The sequence below is a fragment of the Chachezhania antarctica genome (assembly GCF_003646465.1).
Lineage (GTDB): Bacteria > Pseudomonadota > Alphaproteobacteria > Rhodobacterales > Rhodobacteraceae > Chachezhania > Chachezhania antarctica.
This window is the reverse complement of sequence record NZ_QZEX01000008.1, coordinates 96,265-116,312: the sequence shown is the minus strand read 5'-3', so window position 1 is coordinate 116,312 and position 20,048 is coordinate 96,265. Positions and strand designations below refer to the sequence as shown.

The 20,048-nt window shown below is 64.0% G+C and carries 22 protein-coding genes and 1 pseudogene; 15 read left to right on the top strand and 8 right to left on the bottom strand.

Annotation, left to right across the window (positions count from 1 at the left end; all coding sequences use genetic code 11):
* Window positions 1-2: 2 nt before the first annotated feature.
* Window positions 3-353: an ArsR/SmtB family transcription factor gene (locus tag D4754_RS16525; protein WP_121065720.1), complete on the top strand. Its 351-nt coding sequence runs from the start codon at window positions 3-5 to the stop codon at window positions 351-353.
* Between the two features lie 113 nt (window positions 354-466).
* Complete coding sequence (locus D4754_RS16520; RefSeq protein WP_121065717.1) at window positions 467-1,561, top strand: linear amide C-N hydrolase; 1,095 nt, start codon at window positions 467-469, stop codon at window positions 1,559-1,561.
* On the opposite strand, the gene D4754_RS16515 is transcribed toward D4754_RS16520, so the two are convergent.
* A complete protein-coding gene (locus D4754_RS16515) occupies window positions 1,562-2,227 on the bottom strand; it encodes a DUF1028 domain-containing protein (protein WP_121065714.1) in 666 nt (221 codons plus the stop codon).
* 151 nt (window positions 2,228-2,378) lie between these two features.
* Between D4754_RS16515 and D4754_RS16510 the strand changes: the two genes are divergently transcribed.
* The 7 genes from D4754_RS16510 (at window position 2,379) to D4754_RS16480 (ending at window position 11,081) form a co-directional block, all read left to right on the top strand.
* Window positions 2,379-3,956, top strand: coding sequence for an ABC transporter substrate-binding protein (locus D4754_RS16510; protein ID WP_121065711.1), 1,578 nt, complete (start codon window positions 2,379-2,381; stop codon window positions 3,954-3,956).
* A 105-nt stretch (window positions 3,957-4,061) separates the two neighbouring features.
* On the top strand, window positions 4,062-5,009 hold the full coding sequence (locus D4754_RS16505) for an ABC transporter permease (protein WP_121065708.1): 948 nt from the start codon (window positions 4,062-4,064) through the stop codon (window positions 5,007-5,009).
* Window positions 5,006-6,871 (top strand): dipeptide/oligopeptide/nickel ABC transporter permease/ATP-binding protein, encoded by a 1,866-nt coding sequence (locus D4754_RS16500; RefSeq protein ID WP_121065705.1) that lies wholly within the window; start codon window positions 5,006-5,008, stop codon window positions 6,869-6,871. The genes D4754_RS16505 and D4754_RS16500 overlap by 4 nt, the downstream gene beginning before the upstream one ends.
* Window positions 6,871-7,827, top strand: a complete 957-nt coding sequence (locus D4754_RS16495; protein ID WP_420837218.1) for an ABC transporter ATP-binding protein — start codon at window positions 6,871-6,873, stop codon at window positions 7,825-7,827. The genes D4754_RS16500 and D4754_RS16495 overlap by 1 nt, the downstream gene beginning before the upstream one ends.
* Before the next feature lie 25 nt (window positions 7,828-7,852).
* The gene (locus D4754_RS16490; protein ID WP_240453918.1) at window positions 7,853-8,560 is read left to right on the top strand and encodes a FadR/GntR family transcriptional regulator; all 708 of its coding nucleotides are present in this window, start codon (window positions 7,853-7,855) and stop codon (window positions 8,558-8,560) included.
* 159 nt (window positions 8,561-8,719) lie between these two features.
* Window positions 8,720-10,210: a SulP family inorganic anion transporter gene (locus D4754_RS16485; protein WP_121065702.1), complete on the top strand. Its 1,491-nt coding sequence runs from the start codon at window positions 8,720-8,722 to the stop codon at window positions 10,208-10,210.
* 16 nt (window positions 10,211-10,226) lie between these two features.
* Window positions 10,227-11,081, top strand: a complete 855-nt coding sequence (locus D4754_RS16480) for a universal stress protein (protein ID WP_121065699.1) — start codon at window positions 10,227-10,229, stop codon at window positions 11,079-11,081.
* A gap of 8 nt (window positions 11,082-11,089) precedes the next feature.
* Here D4754_RS16480 and D4754_RS16475 read toward each other — a convergent pair whose 3' ends face one another.
* Together D4754_RS16475 and D4754_RS16470 are read right to left on the bottom strand one after the other, a co-directional pair.
* Window positions 11,090-11,386 carry a DUF2218 domain-containing protein gene (locus D4754_RS16475; RefSeq protein WP_121065696.1) on the bottom strand — a complete coding sequence of 99 codons (297 nt, stop codon included), beginning with the start codon at window positions 11,384-11,386 and terminating at the stop codon, window positions 11,090-11,092.
* Window positions 11,387-11,839: 453 nt separating this feature from the next.
* Window positions 11,840-12,559, bottom strand: a complete 720-nt coding sequence (locus D4754_RS16470) for a LysR substrate-binding domain-containing protein (RefSeq protein WP_240453917.1) — start codon at window positions 12,557-12,559, stop codon at window positions 11,840-11,842.
* A gap of 246 nt (window positions 12,560-12,805) precedes the next feature.
* On the opposite strand from D4754_RS16470, the gene D4754_RS16465 reads away from it, so the two are divergent.
* Both D4754_RS16465 and D4754_RS16460 read left to right on the top strand, forming a co-directional pair.
* Window positions 12,806-13,942, top strand: coding sequence for a TauD/TfdA family dioxygenase (locus D4754_RS16465; protein WP_121065693.1), 1,137 nt, complete (start codon window positions 12,806-12,808; stop codon window positions 13,940-13,942).
* A 5-nt stretch (window positions 13,943-13,947) separates the two neighbouring features.
* Complete coding sequence (locus D4754_RS16460; protein ID WP_420837217.1) at window positions 13,948-14,697, top strand: class II aldolase/adducin family protein; 750 nt, start codon at window positions 13,948-13,950, stop codon at window positions 14,695-14,697.
* A gap of 25 nt (window positions 14,698-14,722) precedes the next feature.
* Here D4754_RS16460 and D4754_RS16455 read toward each other — a convergent pair whose 3' ends face one another.
* A complete protein-coding gene (locus tag D4754_RS16455; RefSeq protein WP_121065687.1) occupies window positions 14,723-15,259 on the bottom strand; it encodes a MarR family winged helix-turn-helix transcriptional regulator in 537 nt (178 codons plus the stop codon).
* Between the two features lie 89 nt (window positions 15,260-15,348).
* Here D4754_RS16455 and D4754_RS16450 point away from each other — a divergent pair, with 89 nt between their 5' ends.
* The 3 genes from D4754_RS16450 (at window position 15,349) to D4754_RS16440 (ending at window position 17,609) form a co-directional block, all read left to right on the top strand.
* Window positions 15,349-15,921: a cytochrome b gene (locus D4754_RS16450; RefSeq protein ID WP_121065684.1), complete on the top strand. Its 573-nt coding sequence runs from the start codon at window positions 15,349-15,351 to the stop codon at window positions 15,919-15,921.
* 66 nt (window positions 15,922-15,987) lie between these two features.
* Window positions 15,988-17,088 carry a DUF3500 domain-containing protein gene (locus tag D4754_RS16445; RefSeq protein ID WP_121065681.1) on the top strand — a complete coding sequence of 367 codons (1,101 nt, stop codon included), beginning with the start codon at window positions 15,988-15,990 and terminating at the stop codon, window positions 17,086-17,088.
* Window positions 17,085-17,609 carry a hypothetical protein gene (locus D4754_RS16440; RefSeq protein ID WP_121065677.1) on the top strand — a complete coding sequence of 175 codons (525 nt, stop codon included), beginning with the start codon at window positions 17,085-17,087 and terminating at the stop codon, window positions 17,607-17,609. Before D4754_RS16445 ends, D4754_RS16440 begins: the two co-directional genes overlap by 4 nt.
* Before the next feature lie 238 nt (window positions 17,610-17,847).
* On the opposite strand, the pseudogene D4754_RS16435 reads toward D4754_RS16440, so the two are convergent.
* Window positions 17,848-18,066 (bottom strand): annotated as a pseudogene (locus D4754_RS16435) (transposase); the annotation flags it as partial.
* Window positions 18,060-18,194, bottom strand: a complete 135-nt coding sequence (locus D4754_RS24580) for an ATP-binding protein (protein WP_276208632.1) — start codon at window positions 18,192-18,194, stop codon at window positions 18,060-18,062. The pseudogene D4754_RS16435 and the gene D4754_RS24580, both read right to left, overlap by 7 nt.
* 148 nt (window positions 18,195-18,342) lie before the next feature.
* On the opposite strand from D4754_RS24580, the gene D4754_RS16430 reads away from it, so the two are divergent.
* Window positions 18,343-19,374 (top strand): SNF2-related protein, encoded by a 1,032-nt coding sequence (locus tag D4754_RS16430; protein ID WP_121065674.1) that lies wholly within the window; start codon window positions 18,343-18,345, stop codon window positions 19,372-19,374.
* Here D4754_RS16430 and D4754_RS16425 read toward each other — a convergent pair.
* Window positions 19,323-19,652 carry a hypothetical protein gene (locus D4754_RS16425; protein WP_163025945.1) on the bottom strand — a complete coding sequence of 110 codons (330 nt, stop codon included), beginning with the start codon at window positions 19,650-19,652 and terminating at the stop codon, window positions 19,323-19,325. The genes D4754_RS16430 and D4754_RS16425 overlap by 52 nt on opposite strands.
* Window positions 19,627-19,758 carry a hypothetical protein gene (locus tag D4754_RS24575; protein WP_276208631.1) on the bottom strand — a complete coding sequence of 44 codons (132 nt, stop codon included), beginning with the start codon at window positions 19,756-19,758 and terminating at the stop codon, window positions 19,627-19,629. Before D4754_RS24575 ends, D4754_RS16425 begins: the two co-directional genes overlap by 26 nt.
* Between the last annotated feature and the right edge of the window lie 290 nt (window positions 19,759-20,048).

The following is a 20,048-nucleotide window of genomic DNA, read 5'->3' as shown; positions in this document are numbered from 1 at the left end:
ACATGGGACTACCCGACATGGCCGACGACATCTCTGCCGAAGAGATGGACGGCATGGTCGAGAACGCGAAGGAAGCCGCGGCGTTTCTCAAGGCGATCAGCCATGAGAACCGGCTGATGATCCTTTGCCATCTCGTTTCGGGCGAAAAGTCGGTGACCGAGCTTGAACAGCTTCTGTCCGCCCGGCAGGCGGCGGTGTCGCAGCAATTGTCGCGGCTCCGGCTGGAAGGCCTCGTCACCCCGCGCCGCGACGGCAAGACGATCTATTACAGCCTGGCCGACGACCGCCCCAAGCAGATCCTTGAGGTCGTGTACGAGCTTTTCTGCAAGCAGAAGGACGCCGCCGCCACCTGACAGGTGGAACGGCAGCCGGTCGCTTCGGTCAAACTTGCGACAACGACTCGTTGCGGGCCGGCCCTGCGAGGCCTATGCCGTGGGCACAACGTCGACGACCAGGAGCACTTCCCATGCCATTGATTCCCATTCTGAAACGCGTGGCCGCGACCACCGCGGCGCTGGCCATTGCCACGCAATCCGCGCTGGCCTGCACCGGCATCATCCTTCAGACCGAGGACGGCGCGACCGTGTTCGGGCGCACGATGGAATTCGGCTACGCGCTCGATTCCGAACTCTACGCGGTTCCCGCCGGCACCAAGATCGAGACGCTGGCCCTGAACCCCGACGAGTCCGGGTTCGGCTACACCACCAAGTACGGCATCGTGGGTCTGAACGGACTGAAGAAGCCGATCATCGTCGACGGCATGAACACCGAAGGCCTGCATTTCGGCGCGTTCTATTTCGCGGGCGAGGCATGGTTCCCGGCCGTCACCGCCGAGACGCAGGACACGGCCCTGTCGGCCGAGGAAGTCGGCAACTGGGTGCTGGGCAATTTCGCGACCGTGGCCGAACTGCGCGAGGCGCTGCCGTCCGTGACGCTGGTCGGCACCCCCATCGAAGGCATCGGGGACTTCGCGCCGCTGCACTTTTCGGTCGTCGATGCGACGGGCGCGTCGATCGTGATCGAGCAGACGAAAAGCGGGCTGACGGTGCATGACAATACCGTCAACGCCATCACCAACAACCCGACCTTCGACTGGCACCTGACCAACCTGCGCGCCTATATCGGCCTGACCGAATGGAACCGCGGCGCGGTGAAAGTGGGCGAACAGACGCTGGAACCCTACGGGCAGGGCACCGGGTTCGCCGGTCTGCCGGGCGACGGGTCCTCTCCGTCGCGCTTCGTGCGGGCCGTGGCCTACGCCAACAGCGCCGAGCCAATGAAGGACACGGACGAGGCGATCTTCCGCACCTTCCACATCCTGAACAACTTCGACATCCCCGTCGGATCGGTGCGCGAGAAGGACAACGGCAAGGTGGAGATGGAGTATTCGCTCTGGACCACGGCGGCCGACACGAAGAACGTGGTCTTCTACTACAAGACCTACGAGGCGCAGCAGGTCGTGAAGATCGACGTGAAGAAGGCGCTGGACGGTCTTTCGGCCCCGGCCAAGAAGCCGCTGGACACCACGTTCAGCGTCGTCGACCGCACCGACGGCTTCTGATCAGCGATCGAGGATCCGGCAGGGATCGGTCATGACCGGAACCTGCCGGGCCCAGTCCGCGTAGTCGCCCGAGGTGGCGCGCGCATGCAGCGCTTCCATCGCTCCGATCGGGTCGGTCTCGTGATGATCGACCCTCAGCGTCAGCGGCGGGCGGTCCGGATGCAGGACCAGCAGCGCCGCCGATAGCAGGCCCCGGCTGTCGCCGCCCGCGGCCTCGGCCCCGCGCAGTGCCGCCAGCAGGCGCTTGTCCAGAGGGCCGCCGCCGGTAACCGGTTCCACCAGCCCTTCCAGCACACCCGGCCCGGTCAGCATGTTGCCGGTGGCGATGCCGCCGTCGAAGGCCAGTGCGCCTTTCCAGTCGGTGTTGTCGTCGCCGGTGAAGGCCCCGGTGCCGCCGGTCAAGTCCAGCGCCGCCAGTTGCCGGTCGCCGCGCCCGGGATCGGTGTCGGTGATCGCCGCCACTGCGTCCGCCGCCGGCTGACCGTCCTGCATCGCCTGCAACACATCCTCGCCCCAGAAGGTCGAAGGTGCTGCGCCCTGGCTGGCGGACAGGCCGGCCTTCAGATGCCCGCGCAGGACCCAGCCGCCGACGCAGAGAGACCCTGTCGCCGCCGCCGCGCCCAGCGCGCCGCTGTTCTCGTCCCGCACAAGAATCGAGAATGTCATGGTGCCTCCCTGCCCGGATTTTCGGCATTTATCATGAGAAATGACCTGTGCTATTTATCGTGATAGATTTCAACCTATCAATTATCACGATAAATCGGCACTGTCGTGAGAGACAACCGCCACGGACGCAATAACCACAGGGAGACGCATCATGACCTTCATAACCTGGACCCGCCGCGGTCTGATCGCCGGGGCTGCGGCCTTGCTGGCCCTGCCGGCCTTCGCGCCGAGCGCCGACGCGCAAACGCCGCCTGGCGTGCTGATCGTGGGCCAGATCGCCGAGCCCAAGTCGCTGGACCCGGCTGCCGTCACCGCGGTGAACGACTTCCGCATCCTCGTGAACCTGTACGAGGGCCTGACCCAGTACAAATCCGGCACGCTGGAGGTGGAACCGGCGCTGGCGGAAAGCTGGACGATCAACGACGACGGCACCGAATACACGTTCAAGCTGCGCGAAGGGGTGACCTTCCACGACGGCACGCCCTTCAACGCCGAAGCGGTCAAGTTCAACTTCGACCGCATGCTGGACGAAAACCACCCCTACCACGACACGGGCCCCTTCCCGCTGGCGTTCTTCTTCGGCTCGGTCGAGACGACCGAAGTGGTCGACCCCTACACCGTCAAGTTCACGCTGTCCGCGCCGTACGCGCCGTTCCTGTCGAACCTGGCCTATCCCACCGGCCTGATGGTCTCGCCCGAGGCGGTGAAGGCCGGCGGCAAGGATTTCGGCCGCTCCCCCGTGGGCACCGGACCGTTCAAGTTCGTCGAATGGAAGTCGAACGAGCGTGTCGTCGTCGACAAGTATGAAGACTACTGGGGCGATCCCGCGGGCCTTCAGGCGGTCGTCTTCCGTCCGATCACCGATCCCAACACCCGCGTGGCGGAGATGCTGGCCGGTGGCATCGACATGATGGTCGAAGTGCCGCCCACCTCGATGAGCGAGTTCGAAGACGATGCCTACAAGGTCGTCGAAAAGGCCGGCCCCCATGTCTGGTTCCTGATCCTGAACGCCAAGGAAGGCCCGTTTGCCGACAAGAAGGTCCGGCAGGCCGCGAACTACGCGATCAACAAGCAGGCCATCGTGAACGACGTGCTGGAAGGCACGGCCACCGTCGCCGCCGGCCCCACGCCCCCGGCCTTCGCCTGGGCCTATAACGACAGCCTCGAGCCCTATCCCTATGACCCCGAGAAAGCCAAGGCGCTGCTGAAGGAGGCGGGCGCCGAAGGTGCCAAGCTGACCTTCTTCGTCACCGAAGGCGGGTCGGGGATGCTCGACCCGATCCCGATGGGCACCGCGATCCAGGCCGATCTGGAAGCGGCGGGCTTCGACGTGGAGATCCAGACCTACGAATGGAACACCTTCCTGGGAGAGGTGAACCCGGGCCTCGAAGGCAAGGCCGACATGGCGGAAATGGCATGGATGACCAACGATCCCGACACCCTGCCCTACCTTGCGCTCAGGACCGAAGCGTGGCCCGACAAGGGCGGCTTCAACTCGGGCTACTATTCCAACCCCGAGGTCGACAAGCTGCTGGACGCCGCGCGGACGGAAACCGATCAGGCCAAGCGTGCGGAACTGTACCAACAGATGCAGAGCATCGTGCATGACGATGCGCCGTGGGTCTTCGTCGCCAACTGGAAGCAGAACGCCGTCACCACCGACCGGGTCGAAGGCTTCGAACTGCAGCCGTCGTTCCTTCTGGAACTGAAAGACGTCACCAAGAACTGACGCCTTTCACCGGGGCCGGTCTTTCCCCTCCTGTGACCGGCCCCGACATCGCCTGAGCGTTCAGGCGCAAAGCCCCCCACACCCAACCCGAAAGGCGGACGGCACATGGGCAGCTACATCCTGAAACGGCTTCTGTCGGCGATCCCGGTGATCCTTGGCATCACGGTGATCGTGTTCCTGATCATGTCGCTGATCCCCGGCGACCCCGCCACCGCGATCCTCGGCTCCTACGCCACGCCGGAAAACGTGGCCAAGATCAACAAGGATCTGGGCCTCGATAAGCCCATGGTCGCGCGGTATTTCATCTGGCTGGGCAACATGCTGACGGGGGATTTCGGGCGCTCGTTCTCCTTGAACCGTCCCGTGATCGACGAGGTGCTGGAACGCTTCAACGCCACGCTGATCCTTGCCGGCACGTCCTTTGTCCTGTGCGCCATCCTTGGGATCCTCGCCGGAACGATCTCCGCCGCGCGGCAGTACGGCTTCGCCGACAAGGCCATCACCTTCACCGTGCTGATCGGGATTTCCGTGCCGTCGTTCTTCCTTGGCATGATGATGATCCTCGTCTTCGCCGTCGATCTGCGCTGGCTTCCCGTATCGGGCATGTACGCGATCTATGGCGGGGGGGACCTGCCTGACCTGATCCGCCACCTGATCATGCCCGCAACGGCTCTGGCCGCCGTCGCCACCGGCGTCGTCGCCCGCCTGTCCCGCGCCGCGATGCTGGAAGTACTGCGGCAGGATTACATCCGCACGGCGCGCGCCAAGGGCGTGCCCGAACGCCGGGTGATCATGGGCCATGCGCTGCGGGCCGCGATGGTGTCGATCATCCCCGTGCTGGGCCTTCAGGCCGGCTTCGTCCTGTCGGGTGCTGTCTATATCGAGATCGTGTTCCAGTGGCCCGGCATCGGCCGGATGCTGGTCGATGCGATCCTGCAGCGTGACATCCTGCTGGTGCAGGGCGGCGTCGTCTTCGTGGCGGCCTGCTATGTCCTCTTCAACATCGCCGTCGATGTCGCGCAAAGCCTTCTGGACCCGAGGATCAAGACATGAACCGGTTCCTGAAGCTTCTGTTCCGCAATCGTCTGGCCGCGATGGGGTTCGTGGTGCTGGGCCTGATCCTGCTCGCCGTGATCCTGACCCCGATCCTGCCCCTGCAAGATCCCTACACGACCGAGCTTGGCGCCCGTTTCAAGGGCCCGTTCGAGGACGGCCATATCCTTGGCACCGATCATCTGGGCCGGGATCAGCTGTCCCGCCTTCTGTGGGGCACGCAACTGTCGCTGATGGTGGGCTTCGCCGCCGCCCTGATGGCCGCGGCGATTGGCTCGACCATTGGCGTCATCGCCGGGTACTTCGGCGGACGGGTCGACAACGTCATCATGCGCGCCGTCGATATCGTGATGGCCTTTCCCTACATCCTACTGGCGCTGGCCATCGTCGCGGCCCTTGGCCCCGGCCTGCTGAATGCCCTGATCGCCATCGCCGCCGTCAACGTGCCGTTCTTCGCCCGGAACATCCGCGGGATCGTGGTGACGCTCGCGGGCCGCGAATTCGTCGATGCCGCGCGGCTTTCGGGGATGAGCAACACCCGCATAATCATCACGGAAATCGTCCCAAACGTGCTGCCTGTCATCGTCATCGCGATGTCGACGACCATCGGATGGATGATCCTTGAAACCGCCGGTCTGTCCTTCCTGGGTCTCGGCTCCCAACCGCCGCAGGCGGACCTGGGGTCGATGCTGGGCGAGGCACGGGCGGCGCTGATCACGCATCCGTTCACCTCGGTCGTGCCGGGGGTGATGATCTTCCTAATCGTGATGTCCATCAACCTGCTGGGCGACGGCGTCCGCGACGCGCTGGACCCACGCCTGAAATCGGGCGCGCTGTCGCGGCCCCTGCCCGTGACCACCGTGAAGCGCGACGGGCCCATCCCGGCGGAAACCGACGATCTGCTGGCGGTGCAGGACCTGCACACCCAGTTCCACGCCGGAAACCGCGTGTTCCGCGCCGTGGGCGGCGTCAGCCTGTCGGTCAGACCGGGCGAATGCCTTGGCGTGATCGGGGAGAGCGGCTCCGGCAAGTCCGTCACCGCCCTGTCGATCACGCGGCTGGTGGCCTCTCCCCCCGGTATCATCACCGGCGGCGCGGTGCGGTTCCAGGGCCGCGACATGATCGGCGCCTCCTATGAGGACCTGCGCCAGATCCGTGGCGACAAGGTGGCCTATATCTTCCAGGACCCGCTTTCCACGCTGCACCCGCTGTATCGCATCGGCGAACAACTGGCCGAGGCGATCCGCGTGCACCACAAGGTCGGCAAGGAGGACCTGCGCCAGCGGGCCATCGCTCTGTTGAAGGACGTGCGCATCCCCAATGCCGAAAGCCGGATCGACACCTATCCGCACGAAATGTCAGGCGGGATGCGCCAGCGCGTCGGCATCGCCATGGCGCTGGCCAACGAGCCCGAGGTCATCATCGCGGACGAGCCCACAACGGCGCTCGATGTGACGGTGCAGGCCCAGATCCTCGCCCTGCTGAACGATCTCAGGCAGGAAAAGGGGCTGGCCATCGTCTTCATCACCCATGATTTCGGCGTGGTGGCGCAGCTGTGTGACCGGGTGGCGGTGATGTATGCCGGGCGGATCGTGGAGACGGGGCCGACGGGCCAGATCCTCGACACACCGGCCCATCCCTATACCAAGCGCCTGATCGCCTGCGTGCCCGAACTGGGCCAGGGCAAGCGCGTGCTGGCGGCGATCCCGGGACTGCCCCCGGTGGTCGACGATCTGCCCCCCGGCTGCGCCTTCGCGCCCCGCTGCGACAAGGCGCAACCCGCGTGCAGCGAAAGGGATATCCCGCTGGCTGGCCAGGCCCCCCGCGCCGTCCGCTGCATCTACCCCGAGGAGGCCGTCTGATGGTCGCGCTTGATGTCGAGAACCTGTCGAAGACCTTCCCCCGCGCCCGCCCCCTGTTTGGCGCCGCGCCCCCGGGCGTGCGGGCCGTGCGGCCGATGTCCTTCGATGTCGAACATGGTGAAACGCTGGGCATCGTCGGCGAATCCGGTTGCGGCAAGTCCACGCTGGCGCGGATGCTGGTCGGGCTGCTGGCGCCTTCGGAAGGCGAAATCCAGATCGACGGGCAGAGCCCCGGCAAGGGGGACCCGGCGGAGTTCGGCAAGCTGATCCAGTACGTGTTTCAGGACCCCAACAGCTCGCTCAACCCCCGCAAGACGATCAAGCAGGTGATGGAGGCGCCGCTGAAGCATCTCTACCAGATGCCCAGTGCACAGCGCGACGACCGTATCCGCGAGATCTTTGCCACCGTCAGCTTGCGCGAAAGCTTCCTTGAACGGTATCCGCACGAATTTTCCGGCGGGCAGGCGCAGCGGATCGGGATCGCCCGCGCGCTGGCCGCAGATCCCCGGATCATCGTGCTGGACGAACCCGTCTCGGCGCTCGACGTGTCGGTGCAGGCGCAGGTGCTGAACCTGCTGGCGGATCTGAAAACGCGGCTGGGGCTGACCTACCTCTTCATCTCGCATGATCTGGCGGTGGTGGAGGCGGTGTCGGACCGGGTCATGGTGCTTTATTTCGGATCGGTCGTTGAAATCGGCCGGGCCGACAGTATCTTCGCCCATCCGCGCCACCCGTACACCAAGCTGCTGGCAGACAGCGCGCCGGTCGTGGGCCGCCCGCTGACGGCGCCGGAACAGAAGGGAACGGAACTGCCCGACCCGCTGGACCCGCCGCCGGGTTGCGCTTTTGCCGGGCGTTGCCCAAAAGCGACCGACATCTGCCGGACGGACGAGCCGGAATTGCGAGACATGGGAGAAGATCAGCGTGCCGCCTGCCATCACCCGATCGACCCGTGAAACGCGGCTAAGCCGACCGCAACGCGTGGCCGAAGAGATCAAGGACTGGGTGGTGGAACAGGGCCTGAGTGCCGGGGACCGCCTTCCGGGCGAGGCCGCGCTGATGTCGCGCTTCGGCATGGCCAAGGGCACCATTCGCGAGGCGATGCGCATCCTTGAAGCGCAAGGCCTGATCCGCACGCGCACCGGCCCAGGCGGCGGCAGCTTCGTGCACGAGGTCTCGTCGAAACGCGCGAAGGCGTTGCTGGGCAACTACTTCTACTTCAAGAACCTGACGATTGCCGACATCTACCAGCTGCGCCGCGCGCTGGAGCCGGAACTGGCCGCCACGCTTGCCGGCAAGGTGGACGCAAAGGCGCTGCGGGCGCTGGCCGGCCACATGGAGAGCTATGCCGCCCCGCCGGAAACACTGGAGGAAGAACGGCTCCACCACATCGCGTCGCTGAAGTTCCATTCGCTTCTGGCGGAACAGGCATCGAACCCGCTTCTGGGCTTCGTGATCGATTTCATGGCCGAGCTTCTGTCGGACATCACCGTCTATCGCCGCCTTTATGCCCCGCCGAACCTTGAGCTGTGGTCCGCCGGGCGCGACCACCAGCACCGCCTGCTGGCCGCGATCCGGGATGGCGACACAGACGCCGCCCGCGCCGTCATGGCCGACCACATGGAAGTGGCCCTGTCCCACATGCAGGGACAGGAAGCCGAACGGATGCGGCGGTTCATTTCCGAATAGGCCGACACCCCCTTCCCGCGACGCACCACCGCGCCCGCGCCATGGCCCGCATATTGGCTTTCTGCGCCGCAGCGTATAGAGCCGCAGGAAAGCCCGACCGACGGCGATGGCCGTGCCTGCAGCCACCGCGCGTCACCAGCGACACGAAACGAGAGCGTCATGATCACCTTAGATGCCTATCGCCGCCAATGGTTCAGCAACATACGCGGAGACGTGCTGTCAGGCATCGTCGTGGCACTGGCGCTGATCCCCGAGGCCATCGCCTTTTCCATCATCGCCGGGGTCGACCCGAAGGTGGGCCTCTACGCCAGCTTCTCGATCGCCGTGATCACGGCCTTCGTCGGCGGACGGCCCGGCATGATCTCGGCCGCGACGGCGGCAACGGCGGTTCTGATGATCACACTGGTGAAGGATCACGGTCTGCAATACCTGCTGGCGGCAACGGTTCTGGCCGGTCTTCTCCAGATCGGTGCCGGGATATTGAAGCTGGGCCAGCACATGCGCTTCGTGTCGAAATCGGTGATGACCGGCTTCGTCAACGCGCTGGCGATCCTTATTTTCCTTGCCCAGTTGCCCGAGCTCGACCCGTCGAGCGTGACGTGGATCACCTATCCCCTGGTCGCGGGCGCGCTGGCGATCATCTACCTGTTCCCGCGGCTGACGACGGCCATTCCGTCGCCGCTGGTCACCATCGTGGTGCTTACGGCGCTGGTCTGGTTCCTGAACCTTGACGTACGCACCGTGGGCGACATGGGCGAACTGCCGGCGACGCTGCCGGTCTTCCTGATCCCCGACATTCCGCTGAACCTCGACACGCTGATGATCATCCTGCCCTATTCGCTGGCCATCGCCGTGGTGGGGCTGCTGGAAAGCCTGATGACGCAGAACCTTGTCGACGACCTGACCGACACCACGTCGGACCGCAATCAGGAGTGCATCGGCCAGGGCGTCGCCAACACCGCCACCGCCTTCATCGGCGGGATGGCCGGCTGCGCCATGATCGGCCAGTCGATGATCAACGTGAAATCCGGCGGACGGGGGCGGATGTCGTCCTTCGTGGCCGGTGTCTTCCTTCTGATCCTTGTCGTGGGCCTGCAGGATATCGTCCGCGTGATCCCGATGCCCGCACTGGTGGCGGTGATGATCATGGTGTCGATCGGCACGTTCTCGTGGTCGTCCATCGGCAACCTGCGCACGCATCCCCGATCGTCCTCCATCGTGATGATCGCGACCGTCGTGACGGTGGTCTACACCCACAACCTGGCCATCGGCGTGCTGGTGGGTGTGCTGCTGTCGGGCATCTTCTTCGCCGCCAAGATCAGCCAGCTGTTCCGCGTGACATCCGACATCAGCGCCGATGGCCGCGTGCGGACCTATCGCGTGGAAGGGCAGCTGTTCTATGCCTCGGTCGAGGATTTCCAGAACGCCTTCGACTTCCGGGAGGCGCCGGAAAAGGTCATCCTCGACGTGTCCCGGGCGCATATCTGGGACATCTCGTCGGTGCAGGCCATCGACATGATGGTGCTGAAATTCCGCCGCGAAGGCGCCGAGGTCGAGATCGTGGGCATGAACCGGGCATCGGAAACGCTGGTCGATAGGCTTGCAATTCACGACAAACCGGGTGCCATGGACACGCTGAGCACGCACTGAGGGGGAGGCACGAGCCATGACCGACAAGATCATCGCGCTGGTGGACGGATCGAACTATTCGAAAAGCGTCTGCGAACACGCCGCATGGATCGCCACGCGCACCGGGTGCGGGGTGGAGCTTCTCCACATCCTCGGCCGTCGCGAGGGGGTCGAGAAGAAGGATTATTCCGGCTCGCTGGCCCTTGGCGCGCGCACGTCCCTGCTGAACGATCTCGCGGAGCTCGACGCACAGCGCGCCCAGCTTGTCACCCACCGCGGCCGCGCGATCCTCGAGGACGCGCAGAAGCTGGTGGAAGAGGCCGGGGCCGAGACCGTCACCACCCGCCTGCGCCATGGCGATATCGTGGATACCGTGACGGAGCAGGAAGCCGGTGCGGAATTCATCCTGATCGGAAAGCGCGGCGAGGCCGCGGATTTCGCGAAGGAGCATCTGGGCTCGAACCTCGAACGGGTCGTGCGCGCGTCGAAGAAACCGGTCTTCGCCGCCTCTCGCGCCTTCAAGCCGATCGACAAGGTGCTTGTCGCCTATGACGGCGGCACATCCTCGATGCGGGCGGTGGATCACATCGCGCGCTCCCCGCTTTATCGCGGGCTCGACGTGCACGTGGTGACCATCGGCACCGAGACGGACGAGGTCCGCCGGAGCCTGGAGAACGCCGGCGCAATGCTGAAAGCGGCCGGGATCGAGGCCACGACGGGCGTGATCGCCGGCAAGCCGGAAACCGCCCTGCCCGAATTCGTGGACCTGTCGGGTTATGACCTGCTGGTCATGGGCGCCTACGGGCACTCGCGGATCCGCACGCTGATCATCGGATCGACCACGACCGAGATGCTGCGCACCTGCAAGGTGCCCGTGGTGCTTGTCCGCTAGCCTCAGGCTCAGCGAACGGCGGCGTCCCGCCAGTCCATCGACGTGAATTCCTCGCGGAAGGCAAAGCGTTCGAGATGTCGGTCGATGACGCTCTTGGCCACCTCAAGCTCCTCTGCATCCTGCGCGACCACGTGGACCGAAAGCCCCGTCTCGTCGGCGTTCAGCGTTGCCGGGCCCGGCGTCAGCGCGCATTCTCCCGTGTGATCGTCGTACCTGACCTCGATCTTGTGCTCGAAGTGCTTGCAGAGCTGCTTGAGATATTTCGACCCGTTCGGGGTCTCGAACCGTCCGGTTGAAGAGAGCATGGGATAATTCCTGATCGTTTTAGTCATCATACGACAGGTGGCGTGGATCGGCGATCAAGTCAATCCGGACGGCCGAACATCGGCTGTGCGCCTTCCGCTCTGACCCCCGACGCTCATCCAACTGAAACCGGAGCCGGCGGGTTACTTTTGCCCGCTTGCGCGGAGGGAGCAATGGGCGATTGGCGGAACCTACCATTCGTTGCGTTCGTCACAGCGCCGCCGATGTGAGACACAGCGGGCTTTCATTCCGCGTCCCGTGCAAGTGTAGAATATTCATGCACGCGCTCGAGACTGCAGGATCCATATTCTCGGTCTGCTGCACTCGGTCACAGCAACGCAGAAATCCTGAGTAAGCGCAAAGTAGAACGACTTGGCCCTATCTGCTGTACGTGTGCTTGCCGGCTGCGTTCTTCCTCGCGCTCGGCTCCGGCCAGGTCATGCCGGGCAAGGTCATCACGCCACGGCGTTGCCGTTTCGATCGAAGTCTTCGCCGGCCTGGCTGACCCAGTCGAGAAAGCCGCTGACCAGCATATTCTGCGATCTGTTCCGCACCGCCGTCGCCCAGTAGGACGTTCCGAAGTCGTGGTCGCCATTCGGAAGCGCCGCGAGCCGGCTTTCGGCCAGCATGGCTTCGTGTATTGATCGCCAGCCAAGCATGATGCCATAGCCATCAAGTGCCGCTTGCGTCGCCTGGACATAGTTGTCGAAGGTCTGCCGTTGCCTGTCCGCCGCGCCGATGCCCTTCGCCTCGAGGTAGTCGCGCCATTCCGGCCAGTGGCTGGCCTTCGGCGTTGTCACATGAATCAGCGGGACCGACCGAAGCGTACCGAGCGCTCCTTCGAGCGTTGCGATCCGGTCTGGCCGGCCGACGGGGAACGCGCGCTCGTCGAAGAGCTTCACGGTTTCGCCGTCGTCCCAGGGCCTTGGTCCATAGCGCAGGGCGATGTCGATCCCGGCGGAAAAGGCGGGCATATCCGATGGCGGCGTCTGAACGCTGACCATTGCATCCGGGAAGCGCGCGTAGAATCCGGAAAGCCGCGGCATCAGCCAGTAGGTTGCCATCCCGATGGTGCAGGAAATCGTGACTTGGCGCTCGGCCGCACTGGCACTGGCACGGATATCCTCGATGGCGGAAGCTATCTGACCCAGTCCCGCTCGCGTTGCGCGTGCCAATCGATCCCCCGCCTCCGTCGGCCGGGCAGGCTTGGCGCTGCGGTCGAACAGGGATACGCCGATCTCCGCCTCCAGCGTCTTCAGCGCCTGGGTGCACGGTGTCGAACGTGGTCAGGAGGCGAAGCTGCGGCAGGCGCTCCATGTAAACTCCCAGCTTAACTTAGGGTCAGAGATATCCGCCTTTTTCCCAAGGTCCAAGAGGTTGATGGTCGAGCCGAATTCAACGACCTGCCACCGGAGCCTCCGATGAACGTGATGACCAAAACGACAGAAGCGGCAATTTCCTTGGGGGAGAAGGGCTTAACAGTGCCCATTTCGAACCGGAGTACCTATTTCAATTACTATTGGTTGCGGGACAACGACCCCACCAGCTTCAACGCCGACACGCGCGAGCGCAGCTTCGACATCTTCCACCTGGCAGAGGCCCCGGCGGCGAAGAGTGCCAGCGTCGAGGGTGATGCGCTCGTCATCGACTGGGCCAAAGAGGATCATATCACGCGGATGCCGCTGGCCTGGCTTGACGCCTATGCCGACGGGACGCGCCGCCCCGATCCTGCCGACCTGCCGCGCCGGCCGTGGTACGGCGACCACTATCCCGATGTGGCCCGCTTCACCCATACCCAGGTGACCTCGGATGCCGCCAAGCGACGCGAATGGCTCGAGGCGATGATCGTCGAAGGCGTGGCCGTCATTACTGACATGCCCGATAGCGACGAAGGCCTGACCGAACTGGCCCGGGTGATGGGACAGGTGAGGCCTACCTTCTTCGGCGATTATTTCGACGTGAAGACCCACATCAACCCGACGAACACTGCCTACACGGCCTCGGCGCTTGAGTTGCACACCGACACACCGGCCGAAGAACATGCCCCGGGCATCCAGCTTCTGCACATGCGTTCCAATACCGTGGAAGGGGGCCGAAATCTCTTTGGCGACGGCGTGGCGGCGGCCAATGATTTCCGTGAAATCGATCCCGAGGGTTTCCGCCTTCTGGCCGAGACCGACGTGCCGTTCTTCTGCGAGCATGACGATTACGATATGCGCTCGTGGCAGCGGATCATCGAACTGGACCAGCACGGCGAAGTGTCGGGCCTGACTTTCAGCCAGCACATGCTGGACATCATGGATCTGCCCCAGAAGTTCCTCGATCATTGGTATCCCGCCTTCTGCCGCTTTGGTAAGCGTCTTCAAGACGACAAGTACATCATGCGCTTCACCCTGCAGGCCGGCGAGTGCATCGTGTTCGACAATCACCGCATCGTACATGGCAGGGCGGGTTATACCGCTTCGAGCGGCGATCGCTACATCCGGGGTTGCTACACCGACCGCGCCGAAATGCGCTCCACCTACCGCGCCCTCGTGACCGAAGGACGGTTCAAGTGATGCACATGACCAATCGTCCCGAGCCCGTCACCAATCCTCCCGCTCTGCGGCAGGACCTCGCCGCGGCGTTCCGACTGTGCCACCGTTTCGGTTGGTCGGAATCCGTGGGCAACCATTTTAGCGCGGCCATCTCCGACGATGGTCGCCGCTTCCTGCTGAACCGCCGTTGGCAGCATTTCGCGACGATCAAACCAGGAGATCTGCTCGAACTGGACGTCGACGCGCCGCCGGACATGGACGGACCCGACGCGCCGGATCGGTCTGCCTGGGCCGTTCATGGCACGCTGCACCGCGAGGCGCCGCAGGCGCGTGTGGTGCTGCACTGTCATTCGCCCTACGCCACGGCGCTTGCGTGCCTCAAGAATCCGACCCTCCTTCCCATCGACAACAATACTGCGCGGTTCTTTGGGCGTGTGGGCTACGATCTGGAGTTTGGAGGCATCTCCGACAGCGAAGCGGAAGGTGCGCATCTGGTCAAGGCACTCGGTGACAAATCCGTTCTGGTCATGGGCAATCACGGAGTCACCATCACTGGCGAAAGCGTGGCGAATGCGTTCGAGGACCTCTACTTCTTCGAGAAGGCGGCACAGACCTTGATCCTGGCCCGTTCGACCGGGCAGCCGATTTCGATCCTGGACGATGCCATCGCCATGAACACTGCCGAAGGGTGGCGCGCCTACCGGGGCATGGGCGTGCGCCATTTCGATTACCTCAAATCGACGCTCGACCGGGAGGAGCCCGACTGGCGCGGATAGTATCGTGCCGCGCACGCGAGGCGGATCAGTCCGTCTCGTCCAGTCCGGCGACCTCGGCACTGAGCGCCAACGACACCAGCACGTCGGTTGGGCTGGCCCCTTCACCCAGAGCGTCGGCCATGGCGGTCATCATGGGGCGCTCGACGCGCTGCACGGCCGCCATCGCGCGCTCGACCAGGTCGGCGCCCAATGCGGTCAAGGCGACGGGCCGCGAGCGCCGGTCGCCGGTGCTGACCGGACGCGTGATCAGGTCGCGCTCCTCGAGCTTGCCAAGCACCTTCGTCAGCCCACCCGAGGAGATCAGCATCGCGTCATAAAGCGAAGAGGGCGTCAGACGGTGCGGCGGGGGCTGAGAGCGCAGCGCGCACAGCAGTTCGAACTCCGTCAGGCTCAGTTTGAATGGCCCCAGCCCCACATGCGCCGCACGCTCGAGCAATCGCGAAAGCCGTTGGACCGCTATGTTCACGCCCGCATGCTCCGCGGCCATGCCAGGCCAGTTCTCTCGCTGGAGCGCCAGCATCTCCGAGATCTTGTCTAAGGCATCCGTTTTCATGTCCGCCATGGTAGCGAGCAGAATTTATCTTGCAAGAAAGATATACAGCACCCATATATCTTTCCAGAAAGATAAAACTCTGTTAAGGATGCATACCAATGACCCTCACTTCCTCTCCGTCCCGCCGAAGAGCGCCCAGTTCCTACGGTTGCGTCTCCCGTTTCAACCATTGGCTCACTGCCACCCTGTTCATCGGCGCACTCGGCCTTGGCCTCGTCATGGCCTATGGTGGATTGCCGCGCGAAAGCGTCGGCGCGCTGATGGGCTGGCACAAGGCACTGGGCGTCGCGACCATCGCCTACGGCCTCTGGCGTGTCGGCTGGCGCATTGCGAAAGGCTTCCCGCCGCCCGCCTCGGAAACACACGCCTGGCAAATCGCCGCGTCGAAAGCGGTCCATGTTGGGCTGCTCGCCGCGATCCTCGCGATGCCGCTTTCGGGAATCCTGATGACCGTATCCGCGGGCCGAGCGCTGAGCATATGGGGCGTGACCCTGCTGCCATCGCTGGGCGAGATCGGCTGGCTCGAGACCGCCGCCGAAGCCGTTCACACGCAACTTCCCTTCGCGGTTTTGGCTATGCTGGCACTCCATATCGGAGCGGCGCTGAAGCACCATTTCATCGATCACGATGCCACGCTGGCCCGCATGACATCAGGCCGCATCCGCGCCTGATGCCTTGTTCTCATTGCGGACGGCACTCTGCCGCTCTACTTTCATACCGACATCCGGAAACCAGAAATGAACCGAAAACTGTATCTAACCGCTTCCGCCTTGGCCGGCGCACTGGCCATCTCGGCCGTGACCGCCAGCGCCCAGCCTATTGAACCACCCGCCGGCGAAACGGTCGCGCTGCCCCTGGCCGACGTGGCGGAGCTGGCATCTGCAAACGCCACCGCCGAGGCCATCGTGGCGGCCGCGCAGGATTTTCTGGACACGCTCGATGCGCACCAGCGAGAGTCGGTGATGTTCGCCTTCGACGACAACACCCAGCGCGCGCGCTGGTCGAACCTGCCAGACAGCCTTTCCCCGCGTGCGGGGTTGAGCCGAGAGGATATGAGCGAAGATCAACGCGCCGCTCTCGACTCTTTGTTGGCTCAGGTTCTGAGCGCCGACGGCGTCCGCAACGAGACATTGCAGCGCCACGCTGACGGCCAGCTGACCGACGGCGGCCCCATCGGCAACGGCGACACGCTCGAGTTTGGGGAAGACCTCTATTACGCATCGATCCTCGGGCAGCCCGAGACCAACGCGCCGTGGATGCTGCAATATGGCGGCCACCACCTCGCCATCAACGCGACCTTTGCAGGCGGCCAAGCTTCGTTTTCGCCCATGCTGACAGGCGGGCAGCCGTTGACCGTCGATTACGATGGCGAAACCGTCTACATCACTCGGGAGGAGGTCCAGGCGTCCCGGGATTTCCTCGCCACACTCGATGAGGACCAGCGCGCCTCCGCCATTGTGAGCGATCAGCCGGCCCAGCTCCTACTCGGCCCAGGAGCGCACGGGACCACCATCGCACCTGAAGGCATCTCGGGCGCGGACCTCTCCGATGCCCAGCAGGAGGCGCTTTTGGCCGTCATCGAGGCACGGATCGGCCAGCTCAACGACCGCGACGCCGGTGCCGTGATGGACAAAGTCCGCGAAACCTTGGACCAGACAACATTCGGGTGGTGGGGGCCTCAAGAGCCCTTCGGGGCCGCCTACCTTCGCGTGGTCGGCCCGACGATCGTGCTTGAATACTCCCCGCAGAGCATGGGGAGCGATGGGACCGAGCACACGCACAACATGTACCGTGACCCAACGAACGATTACGGCAGCGCGTGGGTCGGTGCCGAATGATGAGATGCCTCCTGATCACGGCAGCGCTTCTGCCGGGCCTCGCCGCCGCACATCCCCACGGGACCGTCGATCAGCAGCTCAACCTGTCGCTTGGTCGCGATAAGGCGGAACTGACCTGGACAATCGCGCCGCCTGCCGAGCAGGCCGGTCATATCCTCGCGCATCTTGATAGCGATGGAGACGGCATCGTGACGGTCCCGGAGACGGCAGCCTTCATGGACGCCCTTCTCGCCGCGACGAGGCTGACGGTGAACGGCGAAGCGGTTACCTTGGCGCAGGGCGACCTGACGGAGATGGCCCCCACGGGCTCCGCCGGATTGATCAAGCTGACCGCGATCGCGGACATGCCACAGTTCCCGACAACTCCGGCCGTCGTCTCGGTCGAGATAAGCTATACCGAGTTCGCGGAGGAATGGTTCATTCAGCCCTTCTATTTCGAAGACCTGTCCGAGGGCCCCAGTCCCCGGATCGAGCGGGCGCCCAACGCATTGAGCGTATCTCTCCCGCCGAAGACACGATGACCATTCGCGATGTCCAACTCGTCCGGGTGGCATGCCTGTCACGCGCCCGGGCGAATTGCCTGCTACAGAAAGGCCCGATGTACAGAAGATGGAATTCAGATAGCTGAAAGTCGGAATTGCTCGCGCGGATCGAGGCCATCCGGCCCAGCGTGATCCCTTTGCAGAGCATGGCCCGCGCGACCTGCTCCTGCAGCAGGAGGGCATCGCTTTCGCCGTAGGGTCAGGGCTCGTTCTCGCTTCATAGCCAGAACATGACGGTTGCGGCGAGGGCTATGGCGGAGAGGAAGACCTTCGGGTGCCTGTCGTATCGCGTTGTGACGCGTCGCCAGTCCTTCAGGCGGCCGAACATGATTTCGATCCGGTTGCGTCGTTTGTAGCGGCGCTTGTCGTGCTTGATGGGGTTGCCGCGAGACTTCCTTCCGGGGATGCAGGGCATGCTCCCCTTGTCTTTCAACGCTGTCCAGCGACATTCGGAACTGGCCTTCCTTTAGGTTGATACGTTTTTGGTTTGATGCGGCTGTCGCCCCGAACGGTGACGACGTGGCTGTAGTGGAGCAGGCGGTCAAGGATTGCGGTGGCGACCACGGCGTCGCCGAAGACGCTGCCCCGAGCTCGACGGGTGCTACAGCGGGGAAGGTCGCGGGCGCCGGTTCGACCTGGCGCGCTCCGCGGAGGCGCTCGGCAAGCGTCTCGACCCCGGGCAAATGTTGGGCAACGGCGCGGAGAGGCACCGATGCCCTACCAGAGCCGTGCCGCGGACCTGTTCCGGGCGACGGGGCGGCTCCTGCTTCTGGACGACGTGGGGCTCGGCAAGACTGTCTCGGCACTCGCCTCCATTTCGGACAGCTGGGGATTGCCCGCGGCCGTCGTCGTGCAGCCGCACCTGTCGGCGCAGTGGGTCGTTCAGTACATTGAGCGCTTCACGCATCTTCGCGCCGTCGAAATCAAGGACCGCAACGCCCGGGATCTTCCGGCTGCCGACATTTACGTCTTCCGGTATTCGAACATCGCGGCATGGGTCGACATGTTCGAACCGCTGGGCATCAAAACCGTCATATTCGACGAGGTCCAGGAGCTTCGCCACGGGCGGAACACGTCGAAAGGGGTCACCGCGCATTCGATCTGCGCCACAGTCGAGAACCGCCTCGGGCTCACCGCAACGCCGATCTACAATGACGGATCCGAGATCTGGAACGTGGTGGAAATCATCGCCCCAGGCGCGCTTGGAACATGGCATGAGTTCCTGACCAACTGGTGCGCCCCCCGAGCGCGCATACTGGGCGATCCTGGCCGACTCGATCAAGGCGCAAGCCGCGATGATGGCCGCAGGCTTCCTCGATACCGACGCGGCGTTCCTGCCGCACGTCGCCCTGCCGGATGGCCGGCGCGCGATCGACGCAATCACCGGCGGGGACAGGCCGATGCTGCCCCCGCCACCAAAGTCCACTTAGCCCGGGGGGGATCTACTATGTCAGACCAAGAAAAAATGGTGCGCGCGAAAGAGCGCTATGAACGTGCTGCTCATCGTGTCCAGACGGCGATTTGGGCCTTTCCTGAGCACGAGAACCGCACCCCGAAGCATCTTCGCATCGGTCTCGATATGTCGAAATCTGACATGGGCGGCCTCGCGCGACTGCTGATCGCCAAGGGCGTTTTCACCGAACTTGAATACATGGACGCAATGGCAGACGGCGCGGAGGGCGAGGCAGCGTCCTACGAAAACGAGCTGGCCGCGCGGTTCGGCATCAACATCACGACCGTCTGATCCGGCCAGGAGGCACCATGCAGGTCCTCGCCGGCGATGATCCGCAGAGCCTCGATTTCATCCGCTGTCGGCAGTCGAACACGTGGCGCCGAATCCTTCGGCCACTTCAGACCTTCCAAGGGATTGCGGGACAGAAGCCCCCATTCGAGCCGGGCCAACGTCAGGGCCGAACTGATCTGCACCACCTCGCGCCGCACCGATCCGGTTGTGATCTCCTGCAGCCGGCGGTCACGCCAGTCCGCGAAGTCTCCGTCAGATCCCCAAGGCAACGCTGCCAAGCCTGTCGCGCCTGATACGCTCCAGCCGGATGATCTCCGGCCGGGCGCCTTTCTTCTTCGACGACACCTCACGTCCGTACCGGTCCAACAGATCGTCGAACGACATGCGCGAATTGATCTCATCGGCATGATCGAGCTCATACTCGACGCGCGCCGCCTATCGCTTCGCTTCAGATTTGGAATCGCAGATTTTCGACTTTCGCTTGCCCGCGCGGTAGACTTGGTCGCGATACTTGCCGGTGTCGGTCTTCTGGATAGAGGCCATCGTGGGGAACGCCCCGGGGAGAATCTGGGGAACACTATGGCAAAACAGCGCCGAAAATGATGGGCACCTGTCACCGGATACCTAGAATATAACCGGGTTTGTCCTTATTCTACTGATATGGAGCGACAAAT

Bases quoted from the DNA above. Each gene is read 5' to 3' on its own strand.
- D4754_RS16525 (WP_121065720.1), top strand. From the start codon at position 3: ATGGGACTACCCGACATGGCCGACGACATCTCTGCCGAAGAGATGGAC.
- D4754_RS16520 (WP_121065717.1), top strand. From the start codon at position 467: ATGCCATTGATTCCCATTCTGAAACGCGTGGCCGCGACCACCGCGGCG.
- D4754_RS16515 (WP_121065714.1), bottom strand. From the start codon at position 2,227: ATGACATTCTCGATTCTTGTGCGGGACGAGAACAGCGGCGCGCTGGGC.
- D4754_RS16510 (WP_121065711.1), top strand. From the start codon at position 2,379: ATGACCTTCATAACCTGGACCCGCCGCGGTCTGATCGCCGGGGCTGCG.
- D4754_RS16505 (WP_121065708.1), top strand. From the start codon at position 4,062: ATGGGCAGCTACATCCTGAAACGGCTTCTGTCGGCGATCCCGGTGATC.
- D4754_RS16500 (WP_121065705.1), top strand. From the start codon at position 5,006: ATGAACCGGTTCCTGAAGCTTCTGTTCCGCAATCGTCTGGCCGCGATG.
- D4754_RS16495 (WP_420837218.1), top strand. From the start codon at position 6,871: ATGGTCGCGCTTGATGTCGAGAACCTGTCGAAGACCTTCCCCCGCGCC.
- D4754_RS16485 (WP_121065702.1), top strand. From the start codon at position 8,720: ATGATCACCTTAGATGCCTATCGCCGCCAATGGTTCAGCAACATACGC.
- D4754_RS16480 (WP_121065699.1), top strand. From the start codon at position 10,227: ATGACCGACAAGATCATCGCGCTGGTGGACGGATCGAACTATTCGAAA.
- D4754_RS16475 (WP_121065696.1), bottom strand. From the start codon at position 11,386: ATGCTCTCTTCAACCGGACGGTTCGAGACCCCGAACGGGTCGAAATAT.
- D4754_RS16465 (WP_121065693.1), top strand. From the start codon at position 12,806: ATGAACGTGATGACCAAAACGACAGAAGCGGCAATTTCCTTGGGGGAG.
- D4754_RS16460 (WP_420837217.1), top strand. From the start codon at position 13,948: ATGACCAATCGTCCCGAGCCCGTCACCAATCCTCCCGCTCTGCGGCAG.
- D4754_RS16455 (WP_121065687.1), bottom strand. From the start codon at position 15,259: ATGGCGGACATGAAAACGGATGCCTTAGACAAGATCTCGGAGATGCTG.
- D4754_RS16450 (WP_121065684.1), top strand. From the start codon at position 15,349: ATGACCCTCACTTCCTCTCCGTCCCGCCGAAGAGCGCCCAGTTCCTAC.
- D4754_RS16445 (WP_121065681.1), top strand. From the start codon at position 15,988: ATGAACCGAAAACTGTATCTAACCGCTTCCGCCTTGGCCGGCGCACTG.
- D4754_RS16440 (WP_121065677.1), top strand. From the start codon at position 17,085: ATGATGAGATGCCTCCTGATCACGGCAGCGCTTCTGCCGGGCCTCGCC.
- D4754_RS16430 (WP_121065674.1), top strand. From the start codon at position 18,343: ATGCCCTACCAGAGCCGTGCCGCGGACCTGTTCCGGGCGACGGGGCGG.
- D4754_RS24575 (WP_276208631.1), bottom strand. From the start codon at position 19,758: ATGTCGTTCGACGATCTGTTGGACCGGTACGGACGTGAGGTGTCGTCG.